Origin of the sequence: Gordonia alkaliphila (assembly GCF_039542465.1) — a bacterium.
GTDB lineage: Bacteria > Actinomycetota > Actinomycetes > Mycobacteriales > Mycobacteriaceae > Gordonia > Gordonia alkaliphila.
Genome location: NZ_BAABIE010000028.1, coordinates 1 through 14,985, shown reverse-complemented (window position 1 = coordinate 14,985; position 14,985 = coordinate 1). Strand labels below are relative to the sequence as shown.

Here is a 14,985-nt window from a genome sequence, read left to right as displayed (position 1 = left end):
TGGGGAAACGCCCGGCTCCATTCCGAACCCGGAAGCTAAGCCCACCAGCGCCGATGGTACTGCACCCTAATCAGTGTGGGAGAGTAGGACACCGCCGAACATTACTTGGAATGGCCCCCGGACCCTTGTGGTTCGGGGGCCATTTCGCATCTGCAGGCTCTGCCAGTGCCGCGGGTACACGCGTGGCCGTCGACCGCCAAGGCGGCAGTACCCAACAGGGGCGGCAGCTGGCACCAGAAGCGGCAGCCGGGGGCGTCTCCTCTGGTGTGGACTGCCGCCTTTGCAGGGAGGTGCCGCCTGGGCGGGGGGCCGGCGGGGTGTCAGGCCGGCGGGGCGTCGTGCAGGCGCAGGATGAGGCGCAGGACGTTCAGCGCCATGTCCTTGTCGAGGGGCTCGTTGCCGTTTCCGCACTTGGGCGACTGGACGCACGACGGGCAGCCGGATCGGCAGCCGCAGGCGGCCACGGCGTCGGCCGTCGCCGAGATCCACGCCGCGAACGCCTCGTAGCCGCGTTCGGCGAAGCCGGCGCCGCCGGGGTAACCGTCGTACACGAATACCGTCGGCAGCCCGGTGCCCGAATGCGCATTGGTGGAGAGGCCGCCGATGTCCCAGCGATCGCACGTGGCGACCAGGCCGAGCATCCCGATCGCGGCGTGTTCGGCGGCGTGCAGTGCCCCGGGGAACTTGTCGGGGACGATACCGGCGTCGATCAGGGTGTCCGGTTCCAGGGTGTACATGACGGCCCGGGTCGGCAGCACCTCCTCGGGCATGTCCAGGGGCACCGAGTCGAGGATCTCGCCGGACAGGGCCTTCCGGAGGTAGCTGATCACCTGGTCGGTCACCACCACCTCGACGAACGACACGGTGAGCGGCCCAAAGCTCTGCGAACGCAGGGTCCGGACGATCTCGATGTCGGAGTTCTCGCGGACCGACGTGGTCCAGTCCGGTTCCTCCGGGTGCGCGAGCGCCAGCGAATCGTGCAGGTCCAGTTCATCGATCACGAAGCTCTCGGCCTGGTGCAGGTAGACGGCGCCGGGGTGCACGCTCCGTTTGGCGCGGCTGGAGTCGACGGTGCCGAGAAGTCGGGACGTGGTGGTGTCGACGATCAGCACCTGCCCGCCGGCGCCGCCGCGGATGTCGATGTCGGCGTGCGGGTCGAGCCCGGGTGCGGGATACCAGCCGGCCTTGCGTCGGCGGAGGAGGCCGTCGGCAACCAGGTCCTCGACCAGGTCGTGGGCGCCGAACGCCTCGACGTCGGCCTCGGTCAGGGGAGCTTCGGTCGCCGCGCACAGCAGGTGCGGGCCGAGGATGTACGGGTTGTGCGGGTCGGTGACCGTCGCCTCCACTGAGCGCTCCAACAGCGCTTCCGGGTGGTGCACCAGGTAGGTGTCGAGGGGGTCGTCACGGGCTACGAGAACGACGAGCGACCCTTCGCCGCGGCGGCCGGCCCGCCCGGCCTGCTGCCAGAAGGACGCGACGGTGCCCGGATACCCGGCGACGATCACCGCGTCGAGGCCGCTGATGTCGACGCCCAGCTCGAGCGCGTTGGTGGTGGCGACGCCGAGGAGTTCGCCGTCGGACAGGGCGCGCTCGAGGCGTCGTCGATCATCGGCGAGATAGCCGGCGCGGTAGGCGGCCACGCGATCGGCGAGCTCGGGGGCGGCGTCGGCGAGCAGCTGCTGCGCACGACGGGCGGTGATCTCCGTGCCGCGACGACTGCGGACGAAGCAGAGGGTGCGGGCGCCCTCGATCACGAAGTCGGCGAGCAGCCGGGCGGCCTCGGCAGCCGCGGGGCGGCGGACCGGGGCGTCGTGCTCGCCCCGGGTCTCCTCGAGGAAACCCGGCTCCCACAGCGCGACCGTGCGTTCGCCGTGCGGTGACGCGTCCTCGGTGACGGCGACGACGTCGTCGCCGATCAAGCGCGACAGGGCTTCTGCGGGATTGGCGACCGTGGCGCTGGCCCCGATCACCACGGGGTTCGCGCCGTACATGCGCGCCAGGCGGAGCGTCCGCTGCAGCACCAGCGCCGAGTGCGATCCGAAGACGCCGCGGTAGTGGTGGCATTCATCGACGACGATGTAGGCCAGCCGCGCGAAGAACTGGCGCCACTTGGCGTGCGTGGAGTTGATCCCGAGGTGCAGCATGTCGGGGTTGGTGAAGATCCAGCGCGAGTGCAGTCGTGCCCACTGGCGCAGTTCCTGGTCGGTGTCGCCGTCGTACATGCACGGCTGCAGGTGCGAGAACTCGGGCAGGCCGGCGATGAGCGAGGCGACCGAGCGGAGCTGATCGGTGCCGAGCGCTTTGGTGGGTGAGAGGTACAGGGCGGTGGCGTTCGGGTCCTGCGCGAACCGCGTGAGGATCGGCAGTTGGTAGGCCAGGGACTTGCCCGACGCCGTGCCGGTGCAGATACTGACGTGCCGACCGTCGACCGCGAGATCGGCGGCCCGCACCTGGTGTCGCCACGGCTGCCGGATGCCGCGCTCGACGAAGGCCGCGCGGACGGCGGGGTCGACCCACTCCGGCCACTCTGTGAATTCCGCTGTGCGCGTGGGGATCACGGCCAGATGGGTCAGTGGAGTCGCGTCCGGGTCGGACTCGCCGGCGAGCGTTCGACCGAGGAGTTCGGTGCCGTAGGTGTGTTGCTCCATCCCGCCCTCCTCGCGTGCTCGTGGCCGGCTCTCCATCTTAGGCAAGGCCGGTGTCAGTGCAGCCGGGCCGCCGCCGGGGCCCGTAGGATCGACATGGTGAGCCAGATGTCGTTGTTCTCCGCGGAGACGGAGGACCCAGCAATCGATGACCTGGCGGGATTGCTTGCGGCACAGGGACAGTCGCTGCACACGCCGATGGGCGCCCGGGTCTCGGTGGTCGTCGCCGACCGGTGGCGTGCGCAGGCGATCTGCGCCGACATCCGCGCGATCGGGTTCGACGCCGAGGTGGCCGAGTCCGAGGAGGGCCGTCCGCTCGCCCGGACGGAGGCCAACCCCCGATTCACAGCGCTGCACCGCCGGTGGACCAGCGGGGCGGTCAAAACGGTGCCCGAGGGCTGGGTGCCGAGCCCGCGCGCGCTTCGCCTGTGGGTGTTGGCGGCCGGCCGGCCGGATGGCGCGCACTACGCGCTCGGCCTGGATCCGCACGCGCCCGACACCCACGCGGCGTTGTCGACGGCGCTGATGCGGATCGGCATCGCGCCGACTCTGGTCGGCACCAACGGCTCGCATCCGGCGTTGCGGATCACCGGCCACAAGCGTCGCGCGCGCTTGCTGGAGACGATCGGCGCTCCGCCGCTGGATCCGGCGGCCGAGGACTCCTGGCCCCGGACCGAGTGAGCTGGGCCGTCGACTGACTCCTCCCGGCGAGTGTGACGTCAGTGACGGAAGGAGGTCCGAGATGAGGTCGATTCGCGCACTTTGGGCCGGTCGAACGAATGAACGTGGCTGCCGACCTGCGCTCGCTCGCCGAGTGATGTGCAGAAGACGCTATATATAAGGTACAACGGCAACGAGCAGCGAAACTCTGACCGAAGGGCACCCGTGGCCGCCACCGACACCGATTCCACCGCCGTGCGGCGACTCGTCATCGTCGAGTCCCCGACCAAGGCCCGCAAGATCGCGGGCTACTTGGGCGGCAACTACGTCGTGGAATCCTCGCGCGGACACATCCGCGACCTCCCGCGCGGCGCCGCCGACGTCCCCGCCAAGTACAAGGGACAGCCGTGGGCTCGTCTCGGCGTGAACGTCGACGAAGGCTTCGAGCCCCTCTACGTCGTTTCGGCCGACAAGAAGTCGACGGTCACGGAGCTGAAGGCGTTGCTGCGCGACGTCGACGAGCTCTACCTCGCGACGGACGGTGACCGCGAGGGGGAGGCCATCGCGTGGCACCTGCTCGAGACGCTCAAGCCGAAGGTCCCCGTGAAGCGGATGGTTTTCCACGAGATCACCGAGTCGGCGATCCGGGCGGCCGCCGAGAATCCCCGCGACCTCGACATCGACCTCGTCGACGCGCAGGAGACCCGTCGTATCCTCGACCGCCTCTACGGCTACGAGGTCTCGCCGGTGCTGTGGAAGAAGGTGATGCCGAAACTGTCGGCTGGTCGCGTGCAGTCGGTCGCCACGCGCATCATCGTCGACCGTGAGCGAGAGCGGATGGCCTTCGTCTCCGCCGAGTACTGGGACATCGCCGCCACCATGGATGCGGGAGCGGACGCCTCGCCGCGCTCGTTCGGCTCCAAGCTGCTGTCGGTGAACGACGCCCGCGTGGCCACCGGCCGCGACTTCGGCCCGGACGGCCGCCTCCGCAAGGACGACGGCGTGGTGGTCCTGAACCAGGCGTCCGCCACGTCACTGGCCGCCGGTCTGCAGAACGCGCAGCTCACGGTCAGCTCAGTGGAGGAGAAGCCCTACACCCGCCGCCCGTACGCGCCGTTCATGACGTCGACGCTGCAGCAGGAGGCCGGCCGCAAGCTGCGCTTCTCGTCGGACCGCACCATGCGCACCGCGCAGCGGCTGTACGAGAACGGCTACATCACCTACATGCGTACCGACTCGACCACACTGAGCGAGTCGGCCATCAACGCCGCCCGCACCCAGGCGCGCGAGCTGTACGGCGCCGACTACGTGAGCCCGTCGCCGCGCCAGTACAACCGCAAGGTGAAGAACGCGCAGGAAGCGCACGAGGCGATTCGCCCCGCCGGCGAGACCTTCCAGACGCCGGGCCAGCTGGCGTCGTCGCTCAGCACCGACGAGTTCCGCCTGTACGAACTGATCTGGCAGCGCACCGTCGCCTCGCAGATGGCCGACGCCAAGGGCACCACCATGACCCTCCGGATCAGCGGCACCGCCGCCACCGGCGAACAGGTGGTCTTCGCGTCGTCGGGTCGCACCATCACCTTCCCCGGCTTCCTGTCCGCGTACGTCGAGGCCGTGGAGGAGACCGACGCCAAGGCCGACGACGCCGAGAACCGTCTGCCGAACCTCCGCGAAGGCCAGCAGCTGACCGCGTCGGAACTGATCCCGGACGGCCACTCCACCAACCCGCCGGCGCGCTACACCGAAGCCTCGCTGGTCAAGACGCTCGAAGAGCTGGGCATCGGCCGGCCGTCGACCTACGCGTCGATCATCGGCACCATTCAGGACCGCGGCTACGTGGTGAAGAAGGGCAACGCGCTCGTCCCGTCGTGGATCGCGTTCGCCGTGATCGGCCTGCTGGAGGGCTACTTCAACAGCCTCGTCGACTACGATTTCACCGCCTCGCTGGAGGACGATCTGGACCAGATCGCCAGCGGCGACGCCGACCGGACCCGCTGGCTCAGCGAGTTCTACTTCGGCGACGACGGGCACCTCGGCGACGACGCCGCGGCCCACGCGATCGCCAAACACGGCGGCCTGAAGAAGCTCGTCGGCGTGAACCTCGAAGGCATCGACGCCCGCGAGGTGAACTCGATTCGCGTGCTCGACGACGCCGAGGGTCGCCCGATCTTCGTCCGGGTGGGGCGCTACGGCCCGTACCTGGAACGCAACGTCGCCGCGGCGGACGCCGAACCGGATCTGCAGCGCGCGAATCTGCCCGCCGACATGACCCCGGACGAGCTGACGCTCGAGGTGGCAGAGAAGCTCTTCTCCACCCCGCAGGAGGGTCGCGTCCTCGGCGTCGACCCCGTCACCGGACACGAGATCGTGGCCAAGGAAGGCCGCTTCGGTCCGTACGTGACCGAGATCCTGCCGCCCGAGGACGACGACGAGGGTGACGCGGGTTCGCCCGCGACCATCGCGCCCGGTCCCACTCCGCGCGACGGCGGCGAGACCGTGCCGGCCGGCGCCGGCGGCGGCACTGCCGACGAGGTGGTCGCGCTCGACGACGTCGAGGTCGGCTCGGTCGCCACCAAGGCTCCGGCCAAGAAGGTCGCGGCGAAGAAGACGGCCGCCAAGAAGGCCGCGGCCAAGAAGGCGGGTCCCAAGCCGCGCACCGGTTCGCTGCTGCGCACCATGGACATCGCCACCGTCACGCTCGAGGACGCGCTCAAGCTGCTCTCGCTGCCGCGCGTGGTCGGCGCCGACCCGGAGAGCGGTGAGGAGATCACCGCGCAGAACGGTCGGTACGGTCCGTACCTGAAGAAGGGCACCGACTCGCGGTCGTTGGCGACCGAAGAGCAGATGTTCACCGTCACGCTCGAGGAGGCGTTGAAGCTGTACGCCGAGCCCAAGCGGCGCGGTCGTGCGGCGGCGGCTCCGCCGTTGCGGGAGCTCGGCGAGGACTCGGCCAGCGGTCAGCCGATGGTGATCAAGGACGGGCGCTTCGGTCCGTACGTGACCGACGGCGAGACCAACGCCAGCCTGCGCAAGGGCGACGAGGTGGCCACCATCACCCCCGACCGGGCGATGGAGTTGCTGGCCGAGCGTCGCGCCCGCGGTCCGGCCAAGAAGGCCGCCAAGAAGACGGCGAAGAAAACCACCGCGAAGAAGACGGCTGCGAAGAAGACCGCTGCGAAGAAGACTGCCGCCAAGAAGACGACAGCCAAGAAGACCGCAGCCAAGAAGACCACGGCTGCGAAGAAGACGGCGGCGGCCAAGAAGGCGCCGGCGAAGAAGGCTGCCGAGTAAGAAGGCAGGCGGGCAGCTAGCCACAGCTTCACGAGAGGGCCCCTCGGCGCGGATCACCGCGCGGAGGGGCCGTCGTCGTCTGTTCGTGCTGGTAGAAGGTCCGAGGAAAGTGCTTCGAAAAAACTTTCGACGAACTGTTGTGCTAACTTAATATGAGGCGTAGCTTGGAGTTAGACGATGCGGATGCCTCTGCCCGTCTAGCGAATCGAGTGGCTACCCGGCCGACCGTCGGGCAGCTCGACCGGTTCGACCGCTGTCCCGTACTCCTGACCGGAGGTGTCCGAAAGTGGACGCAGCAGGCTTGACCGAACTCGCCGACTTCATGGTCGACGATGTCACCGACAAACACGAGGTCACCGACAACGACGACACCGTCGACAATCTCGCACGCTTCTTGGCGCGGGTGCGCGCGGTGGACGACGACCGGGAACTCCTCGCGGTGACCGCGGCGCTGCTGCGGCTGCGCAACGTGGTCGACTATTCGCTCGCGGCCGCGTGTGCGGCGATCGAGCGGAGCGGATTGCCTGCGCGGAAGCATGTGCGGTCGGCCGCGGCGATCGTGACCGAACTCGGTGCGGCACCGGCGGTGGCGCACCGTGCGGTCCGGATCGGGTGGGCGATCGCTGATGAAGGCCTGTGCTCGGTGACCCGAGGGATTCGGGACGGCGCGGTCTCGGCGGAGAGGGGCGACGCGGTCGTCACCGGTGTGGGCCACGTGGAAGGTCGCGTGGACCTGTCGGAGGAGGATCGTGCGCGGGTGGTGCACTCGCTGATGGTGCAGACCACTCCGGCGCGGGTGAAGGAGAAGGCTCGGGCCTGGGCGATCAAACTGGCGCCGGTGGAGCTGGCCGAAGGCCGGGTGCCGGTCGCTGAGCGCGACGATCTGAACGAGATGACGATGGATCGCACCGACGACGGGCGCGTCGCCGTCACCATCGACCTGGACACCGTGGCCGCGGAGGAGTTGTTCGCGGCGCTGGATCCGCTGACGCGGCCGGTGCCGGAACCGGACGGTTCGGACGACAAGCGTTCGGTCAAGCGGCGGCGGGCGGATGCGATGACGCAGGTGGTGCGCACCTACCTCGCACACTCCGAGCGCCCGGAGTCCGGCGGCGTGCTCCCGCACGTGACCTTGTCGGTGCCAGCGGCGGTCGTGATGAACGGCCAGGTCCTCGATTCGGTTGCGGGACAGACGATTGCGATTCCGTTCGCGGACAGTGACACCGCAGTGCCGTGGTTGGGGTTCGGCGGGCCGATCTCGGCGCGGACCGCGGAGCTGATCATGTGCGAGGCCTCCGTCGCGATCGCACTGCTCGACGACAACGGTGTGCCCTTGAACGTGGGCCGGGAGAAGCGGCTGTTCACTCCGGCGATCCGGAAAGCCCTGGTGCTGCGCGATCGCGGCTGCGCGTTCCCCGGCTGCGGGCTGCCGCCGTCGTGGTGCGACGGCCACCACGTCGAGCATTGGGAGCACGGCGGGGAGACCTGCCTCGATAACGGCGTGTTGCTCTGCCGTCGCCACCACATGCTGATTCACCAGAGCGGGTGGGAGGTGTTCATCGGCCACGACCGGCATCCGTGGTTCGTGCCGCCGGCCGACCCGGAGCATCCGAAGCGGTTCCGGGAGCCGATCCCGTCGAACGCGCGGCGCACGCTAACGCTATTGCCCGGCGCGGCTTAAGGCCGCGCCTGCGGCACCTGCACTACCGATCTGAAGTACTTGTCCACCAACGACTCTCGCCGCTAGGCGGGACCTAGAACATTTCTGAATGCAGTGTCGGGAGCGGATCCCGACGCGATGTGTTGTTTGAGAATTCCATAGTTGGCTGTCACCGGGGCGGTCTCCGTGGTCATAGTGACCACGGAGACCCTCCCGGTGGCAGCGAGCTGCCCGGTTACGAGTCGGCGAGGACGTCCGGGGCGATCTCGCCCAGGTTGGGGCGGGCCAGCAGCGTCTCAATGCCGCGGCCGCGCAGCTCCACGCCTTCGCCGATCTGCCAGTGACGGGCTTCGTCGTCGGAGGCCAGGAACACGGCGCGGGCCGAGCCGAGCACGCGGGTCGGCTCGTCCTTGGCCAGTTCGGTCAGGCGTGCCGCTTCGTTGACCGGGTCGCCGATCACCGTGTATTCCAGGCGTTGCTCGGAGCCGATATGGCCGGCGACGGCCTTGCCCGCGGATACGCCGATGCCCATGTCGACGTCGCCGAGGCGGCGGGCCAGCTCGACGCGTAGTTCGCGGCCGGCGGCCAGGGCGCAGCCGGCGAAGTCGTCCTGCTCCAGCGGTGCGCCGAAGATGGCGAGCGCCGCGTCGCCCTGGAACTTGTTGACGAAGCCGCCGTGATGGCCGACCACCTCGACGACCACCTCGAAGAAGTCGTTGAGCAGTTCCACCACTTCGCGGGGCGGGCGGTTCACGGCCAGGCGGGTGGAGCCGACGATGTCGACGAAGAGCACACCGACGTAGCGCTCTTCACCGCCGAGTTCGGTGCCGCTCTCGATCGCGCGCCGCGCCACGTCCTCGCCGACGTACCGGCCGAACAGGTTGCGCAGTTCTTGGCGTTCGCGGAGGTCGTCGACCATCTCGTTGAAGCCGGCCTGCAGCAGACCGAGGTCGTTGCCGTCGTAGATCTTGAGTGCCACGTTGAGGTTGCCCGCGCGGATCTGGCTCAGCGCCATGCGCATCTGTTTGATCGGGTCGGTGATCGACCGGACAAGGCGATAGAAGGCGATCATGCCGAACACGAGCGACGCGACCGCCATCCAGATGATCGGTCGCTGCAGGTCTTCGGCGCTGGCGTCGATCACGCCGTGGCGCTGCAGCAGGATCATCGCGATCATCACGAGCATGGGCAGGGCCACGGTGATCGACCAGAAGACGCCGATCCGGACGCTGATGCCGGGCGCCTTGGCGGACTCGGGGTCGTTCGCCATCGCGGCGACGGTGATCGGCCGCAGCACCTTCTCGGCCTGCATGAAGCTGAGCACCGCGGTGACGAGGACGCCCACCAGACTGGCGAGCGCCACGAGGATCGCGTCCTTGCCGGACTCGCGCAGGTTCAGGAGAGACAGCAGAACGCCGCCGATCAACCACAGGCCGACGTTCACGAGGGTGAGCAGCGTCGGAAGGCGGAGAGCTCGGCGGCGGGCGGCGTCGTCGTCGAGCCGTGATCGTCGGCGATGCCAGATCAGGACCGGCATCGACAGGCGGATCGACGCCAATCCGGCCGCCACGATCGCGACCAACAGATAGACGAGGAAGTAGATCTGATTCTGGGCGTCGATCTCGGCGAGGCTGATGGTGTCCGGGCCGGGCAGTCCGAAGCGAAGGAAAGCGAAGGTGAACAGGGCGCCGATCAGATTGGCGCGCAGCATGTCCAGCGCCAAGATCGGCCACGGAGTGTGCGAAAGCCAGCGCAAGAGGTGCGCTGCCTTCGTCCATCGCGACCGATGCTTGACCACAGGACTAACGTACCGGCGTGCTTGCAAGAGTTAAACAGATTCCCGGGAGTGGTGCTGTCCGAACTGGGACTTACTCTGGACGGTGTGACAAATGTCTTTGACGGGCTGATCGGACAGGCGGATTTAGCCGACGAACTGGCGGCTGCGGCGACCTCGGCGCGGATCGCTTCTGCCGAGCTCGATCACGCCGCCGACGGTGCGATGTCGATGTTCGGCGACGAGGTGGTGCCGGAGTCCGGGTCGGCGATGACCCACGCGTGGTTGTTCACCGGTCCGCCGGGCAGCGGGCGTTCAGTGGCCGCGACGGCGTTCGCGGCGGCGCTGGAATGTCAGGACCCGACGACGGTGGGCTGCGGCGAGTGCCGCGCTTGCGTCACGGTGTTGGCGGGGACGCACGGCGACGTGCGGCACATCGCGCCCGAGGGGTTGACGATTTCGGTGCGGCAGATCCGCGACATCGTGCAGCTGGCCGCTCGACGCCCGACGACGGGCCGCTGGCAGATCGTCATCGTCGAAGACGCCGACCGCCTCACCGAGCACGGTGCCAACGCGCTCCTGAAGGCGGTGGAGGAGCCGCCGGAGCGGACCATCTTCCTCCTGTGCGCGCCGTCGGTGTCGCCGGAGGACATCGCGGTGACGCTGCGCTCGCGCTGCCGCCACGTGGCGTTGATCGCGCCGCCGGCGTCGTCGATCGCACAGGTGCTGATCCAGCGCGACGGGATCGACGCCGACCGCGCGGAGTGGGCGGCGAGTGTCGCCGGTGGCCACGTCGGCCGGGCTCGACGACTCGCCACCGACGAGCACGCTCGCGCGCAGCGGGAGCAGGCGCTGTCGTTGGCGCGGGCCGCGGTCCGCGAGGGGGAGATGTACGCGGCGGGCGAGGCGCTGGTGAACGCGGCCAAGAAGGTGGCCGACGAGATCGCCGCCGAACTCAACGAGCCCGAGATGGCGGAGCTGATGACCGCCCTCGGCGCCGGGGGCACCGGCAAGGGCACCGCCCGGCCGCCCCGCGGCAGCGCCGGGGTGATCAAGGAGCTGGAGAAGCGGCAGAAGACCCGGCACACCCGGATCATGCGCGACACACTCGACCGCGCGCTGGTCGATCTGGCCGCACTCTTCCGCGACGCGCTCGCGATGTCGATGGGCGCGTCGGTGACGATGATGCACCCGGACAAGACCGAGACGCTCGCCGGCCCGATGGCCACCTATGCGGCGCCGGACCGGCTGCTCGGCTGCGTCGAAGCGGTCCTGGAATGCCGCGACGCGCTCGGCAAGAACGTGAAGCCGCGGTTCGCGGTCGACGCGCTGATGGTGCGGCTGAGCGAGCAGCTCGCCCGGCGCTCTCGCCCGGCCTGAGCGAACTGCCCGCTCTGCAGAACGGTCTCAGGCGTCCTGGTCGGTGGTGATCTCGTCGTGGTCGGCCAGCGGGTCGTCGCCGCCCGCGCCCTCGAGGACGGTGAGCTCGTTGTCGATCGCCGCGGAGATGGCCTCGGCCTTCTCCTTCAGCTTGTCGGTGAAGTCGGACATAGCCCCTCCTGAAGGTCGCCCGGCGTCCTCCGCCGGCGCTTGTGAATGACTATAGGGAGTCACCCCAGGTGGGGTGCGATCGCGGAGGCGACCAGTTCCAGATGGTCCAGATCGGCCAGGTCGAGCATCTGCAGGTAGACCCGGCTGGCGCCGATCGCCCGGAACGACTCGATCTTCGCGATCGCTTCCTCGACGGTGCCCGCGACGCCGTTCTCCCGCAGTTCGGCCGGCTCGCGACCGATCGCGGCGGCTCGTCGGACGAACTCCTCTTCGGTGCGACCCACGCACAGCACCAGCGCGGCGGAGTAGACCAGATCGGTACGACGACGACCGGCCTTCTCGCAGGCATCGCCGACGCGCTCGTACATCTGCGCGGCGGTGGCTTCGCTGACGAACGGCACGTTGAACTCGTCGGCGTAGGCGGCGGCCAGCGCGGGGGTGCGCGTGGGGCCGGTGCCGCCGACGATCAGCGGCGGCCGCGGCTGCGTCGGCTTCGGCAGCGCGGGGGAGTTCTCGATGGTGAAGTGCTTGCCCGCGTAGTCGAAGGTCTCGCCCTCCGGCGTGCCCCACAGCCCGGTGACGATGGCGAAGTTCTCCTCGAGCCGATCGAAGCGTTCGCCCAGCGGCGGGAACGGGATCCCGTACGCCGCATGCTCTTCCGCGAACCAGCCGGCGCCGAGCCCGAGTTCCACGCGGCCGCGGCTCATCTGATCGACCTGGGCCACCTGGATCGCGAGCTGTCCCGGGTGGCGGAAGGTCGCGGAGGTGACCAGGGTGCCCAGGCGGATCCGCTCGGTGGCGGTCGCGAGCGCGGCCAGGGTGAGCCAGGCGTCGGTCGGGCCGGGCAGGCCCGCGGAGTTCATCGCCACGTAGTGATCGGAGCGGAAGAAGGCGTCGAAGCCTAGGTCCTCGGTGGCGCGCGCGACGGCGAGGAGGTCGTCGTAGGTGGCGCCCTGCTGGGGTTCGGTGAAGATACGCAGATCCATGGCCTCCATGATGCCCGACGGTCCGGGTTCAGAAGAGGGTGAGCGCCGGTTCCGGGTTCGGCGCGGCCGCGACGGTGGGCGACGGGGTGGCAAGCGACGGGCTGGTGGCCTCAGCGTCGGCGCGGCCGAGCCCGTGGCGCGCGACGAGCGGAGCCAGCTTCTCGCGGAGCCGGGCCGAGTACTCGGCCCGGACGTACCCGCTGCGGGAATACAGCGACCGGTAGCGCCGCACCAGCGCGGGATGGTGCTCGCCCAGCCACTCCATGAAGATCCCGGCCGTCGCGCCGCGCAGGTGCAGCGGGAACGCGGTGATGCGCTCGGCTCCGGCCTCGGCGAGGGCGCCGAGCAGCGCGTCGAGGGCGGCGGTGTCGTCGGTCAGATACGGGACCACCGGCGCCACCATCACGTGCGGGCGGAACCCGGCCTCAGCCAGGGCGGTGATGAGCTCGAGTCGGGCCCGCGGCGACGGGGCGCCGGGGTCGAGCTGCTTGCGGAGGTCGTCGTCGAGCATCGCCAGCGAGACGCCGACGTCGATGTCGATCACCCCGCGCGCGGTCCGCAGCAGGGGGATGTCGCGGCGCAGCAGCGTGCCTTTGGTGAGGAGCGACAGCGGCGTGCCCGACTCGGCGAGCGCGGTGATCACGCCGGGCATCAGGCGGTAGCGGCCCTCGGCGCGCTGGTAGGGGTCGGTGTTGGTGCCGAGTGCGACGGTCTCCCGCTGCCACGACCGGCGCCGCAGTTCCTTGCGCAGCACGGCGGCGACGTTGAGCTTCACCACCAGCTGGGAGTCGAAGTCGAGGCCGGCGTTGAGGTCGAGGTATTCGTGGGTGGGGCGCGCGAAACAATAGCGGCAGGCGTGGCTGCAGCCGCGCATCGTGTTGACCGTGTAGCGGAACGGCATGGGCCCGCCGTCGGGCAGCTTGTTCAGGGCGCTGCGGGCGAGGACCTCGTGGAAGGTGATCCCGGCGAACTCCGGCGTCTCGACGGTGCGGACCAGGCCGGCGCGGTCGAGGCCGGGCAGCCCGCCGTCGTCGGTGTTCGCGCTCTGCCCGGACCATCGCATGCACTAATGCGAACACATGTTCGGACAGTGCGTCAAGGGGGCGGGGTCAGGCGACGACGATGCCCAGGTGGGCGGCGAAGTGGCCGCTGTAGCGCACCACCTGGTCGGGCGTGAAGGCGGCGCCGCGCAGGCCGTCGAGGTGGCGCAGGTTGTCGATCGCCGCGTCACGCAGATCGACGTCGGCGAGGGTCGCGCCCTGCAGTTGTAGGGTGCCGATGCGGCAGTTCTCGAACGATACGCGCGTCGCCGTGGCCTCGGTGAGGTCGAGCTCGTCGATCTGGCAGTCGCGGAACGCGACGTCGCGCACGTCGCTGCCGCGGAAGTTGACCAGGCCGAGCTTGCAGTCGGTCAGCTCGACGGACCGGATCTTGGCTTCGAAGAGGTCCAGCGCGCCGATCCGGCTGCCGTTCACGCGCACGTTGCGGATCGAGCCGCGGGCCATCGACCAGCGCGGCGCGATCACGTTGGCGAGGGCGCTGTCGAAGATCTTGGCGCCGCCGAGCTCGACGTCGTCGAAGGCGGCCGTCGTGAGTTCGCAGTCGGCGATGGTGAGGCCGGACAGGTCGACGTCCGCGAGTTCCAGGTCGCTGAAGCGGCAGCGCTCGACATGCGCGAAGGCCTGCAGATCGGCGGGGTCGCCGTCGTCGTGTCCGCCGAGGGTGAGCTTCTCGATCCGCGGCTTCTTCGGGGCGGTCGGATGGGCGGACATCAGTGCATTCCTCACGTCGGCAGCGGCGGGCGACCCGAGTGTATCGGCGACGGTCGGGACTTGCTGGTTCGCCGACCGGCCGCGACGTTTCCTGGTTTAGGGAGGTTTATGGATCGTCCATAAACTATCCCGAAGTAGATCCGGGCCGAAGTTTAGGGCAGAAGTGTAAAGTTGCTTAAACTTGAGAAACTGCGAAAGGTCGGTCGTGGATCCATTGACGAACCCCTACACGCCGAATGCGGGAGCCCAGCCGACCACGCTCGCCGGCCGCAATCCTCAACTCGACTCGTTCGATCTGTTGCTCGCGCGGCTCATGCGTGGGCGGCCGCAACAATCGATGATCGTCACTGGGCTTCGAGGGGTTGGGAAGACCGTCCTGCTCGGTCAATTTCGGAAGAAGGCGTTGGCTGCGAACTGGGTGGTGGCCGAGCTCGAGATAAGAAAGCACGACGACACCGAGTTTCGTCGGATGATGGCCAGTCGCATGCGGACCGCCCTGCTGGAGATCTCGCCTAAGGCGGCTCTTCGATCTTGAACGGGCAGTCCCTGGTCAGGGCGGTCGCGTGTCGTTGACGTGAAAGGCCCCTGACCTTCGTGATTCTGGATGTTGCGAAGCATTCAAGAATCGAAAGAGGGGCAGGGGCCG

At 69.0% G+C, this 14,985-nt stretch carries 11 protein-coding genes and 1 rRNA gene; 6 read left to right on the top strand and 6 right to left on the bottom strand.

Annotated elements, in window-relative coordinates:
* A 5S ribosomal RNA gene (gene rrf / locus ABD989_RS17365) occupies positions 1 to 100 on the top strand; the annotation flags it as partial.
* Positions 101 to 320: 220 nt separating this feature from the next.
* Here rrf and ABD989_RS17360 read toward each other — a convergent pair.
* Positions 321 to 2,648 (bottom strand): DEAD/DEAH box helicase, encoded by a 2,328-nt coding sequence (locus ABD989_RS17360; protein WP_345314464.1) that lies wholly within the window; start codon positions 2,646 to 2,648, stop codon positions 321 to 323.
* Between the two features lie 96 nt (positions 2,649 to 2,744).
* Between ABD989_RS17360 and ABD989_RS17355 the strand changes: the two genes are divergently transcribed.
* The 3 genes from ABD989_RS17355 (at position 2,745) to ABD989_RS17345 (ending at position 8,277) form a co-directional block, all read left to right on the top strand.
* The gene (locus ABD989_RS17355; protein ID WP_246996830.1) at positions 2,745 to 3,326 is read left to right on the top strand and encodes a hypothetical protein; all 582 of its coding nucleotides are present in this window, start codon (positions 2,745 to 2,747) and stop codon (positions 3,324 to 3,326) included.
* A gap of 204 nt (positions 3,327 to 3,530) precedes the next feature.
* Complete coding sequence (gene topA, locus ABD989_RS17350) at positions 3,531 to 6,596, top strand: type I DNA topoisomerase (RefSeq protein WP_345314463.1); 3,066 nt, start codon at positions 3,531 to 3,533, stop codon at positions 6,594 to 6,596.
* 286 nt (positions 6,597 to 6,882) lie between these two features.
* On the top strand, positions 6,883 to 8,277 hold the full coding sequence (locus ABD989_RS17345) for an HNH endonuclease signature motif containing protein (protein ID WP_345314462.1): 1,395 nt from the start codon (positions 6,883 to 6,885) through the stop codon (positions 8,275 to 8,277).
* Positions 8,278 to 8,491: 214 nt separating this feature from the next.
* Here the strand turns inward: ABD989_RS17345 and ABD989_RS17340 are convergent, their stop codons facing one another.
* Positions 8,492 to 9,967, bottom strand: coding sequence for an adenylate/guanylate cyclase domain-containing protein (locus ABD989_RS17340; RefSeq protein ID WP_345314465.1), 1,476 nt, complete (start codon positions 9,965 to 9,967; stop codon positions 8,492 to 8,494).
* A 171-nt stretch (positions 9,968 to 10,138) separates the two neighbouring features.
* Here ABD989_RS17340 and ABD989_RS17335 point away from each other — a divergent pair, with 171 nt between their 5' ends.
* Positions 10,139 to 11,410 carry a DNA polymerase III subunit delta' gene (locus ABD989_RS17335; RefSeq protein ID WP_345314461.1) on the top strand — a complete coding sequence of 424 codons (1,272 nt, stop codon included), beginning with the start codon at positions 10,139 to 10,141 and terminating at the stop codon, positions 11,408 to 11,410.
* 27 nt (positions 11,411 to 11,437) lie between these two features.
* On the opposite strand, the gene ABD989_RS17330 is transcribed toward ABD989_RS17335, so the two are convergent.
* Genes ABD989_RS17330 through ABD989_RS17315 form a run of 4 tightly spaced genes read right to left on the bottom strand, consistent with a single transcriptional unit; the run spans position 11,438 to position 14,339 of the window.
* Positions 11,438 to 11,581, bottom strand: a complete 144-nt coding sequence (locus ABD989_RS17330) for a hypothetical protein (RefSeq protein ID WP_246992678.1) — start codon at positions 11,579 to 11,581, stop codon at positions 11,438 to 11,440.
* 59 nt (positions 11,582 to 11,640) lie between these two features.
* Complete coding sequence (locus ABD989_RS17325; protein WP_246992676.1) at positions 11,641 to 12,567, bottom strand: LLM class F420-dependent oxidoreductase; 927 nt, start codon at positions 12,565 to 12,567, stop codon at positions 11,641 to 11,643.
* Positions 12,568 to 12,595: 28 nt separating this feature from the next.
* The gene (locus ABD989_RS17320; protein ID WP_345314460.1) at positions 12,596 to 13,630 is read right to left on the bottom strand and encodes an Rv2578c family radical SAM protein; all 1,035 of its coding nucleotides are present in this window, start codon (positions 13,628 to 13,630) and stop codon (positions 12,596 to 12,598) included.
* Positions 13,631 to 13,676: 46 nt separating this feature from the next.
* Positions 13,677 to 14,339 carry a pentapeptide repeat-containing protein gene (locus ABD989_RS17315; RefSeq protein WP_345314459.1) on the bottom strand — a complete coding sequence of 221 codons (663 nt, stop codon included), beginning with the start codon at positions 14,337 to 14,339 and terminating at the stop codon, positions 13,677 to 13,679.
* 205 nt (positions 14,340 to 14,544) lie between these two features.
* Between ABD989_RS17315 and ABD989_RS17310 the strand changes: the two genes are divergently transcribed.
* Complete coding sequence (locus ABD989_RS17310) at positions 14,545 to 14,874, top strand: ATP-binding protein (RefSeq protein WP_345314458.1); 330 nt, start codon at positions 14,545 to 14,547, stop codon at positions 14,872 to 14,874.
* Positions 14,875 to 14,985: the final 111 nt, after the last annotated feature.

Bases quoted from the DNA above. Each gene is read 5' to 3' on its own strand.
- ABD989_RS17360 (WP_345314464.1), bottom strand. From the start codon at position 2,648: ATGGAGCAACACACCTACGGCACCGAACTCCTCGGTCGAACGCTCGCC.
- ABD989_RS17340 (WP_345314465.1), bottom strand. From the start codon at position 9,967: ATGCTGCGCGCCAATCTGATCGGCGCCCTGTTCACCTTCGCTTTCCTT.
- ABD989_RS17330 (WP_246992678.1), bottom strand. From the start codon at position 11,581: ATGTCCGACTTCACCGACAAGCTGAAGGAGAAGGCCGAGGCCATCTCC.
- ABD989_RS17325 (WP_246992676.1), bottom strand. From the start codon at position 12,567: ATGGATCTGCGTATCTTCACCGAACCCCAGCAGGGCGCCACCTACGAC.
- ABD989_RS17320 (WP_345314460.1), bottom strand. From the start codon at position 13,630: ATGCGATGGTCCGGGCAGAGCGCGAACACCGACGACGGCGGGCTGCCC.
- ABD989_RS17315 (WP_345314459.1), bottom strand. From the start codon at position 14,339: ATGTCCGCCCATCCGACCGCCCCGAAGAAGCCGCGGATCGAGAAGCTC.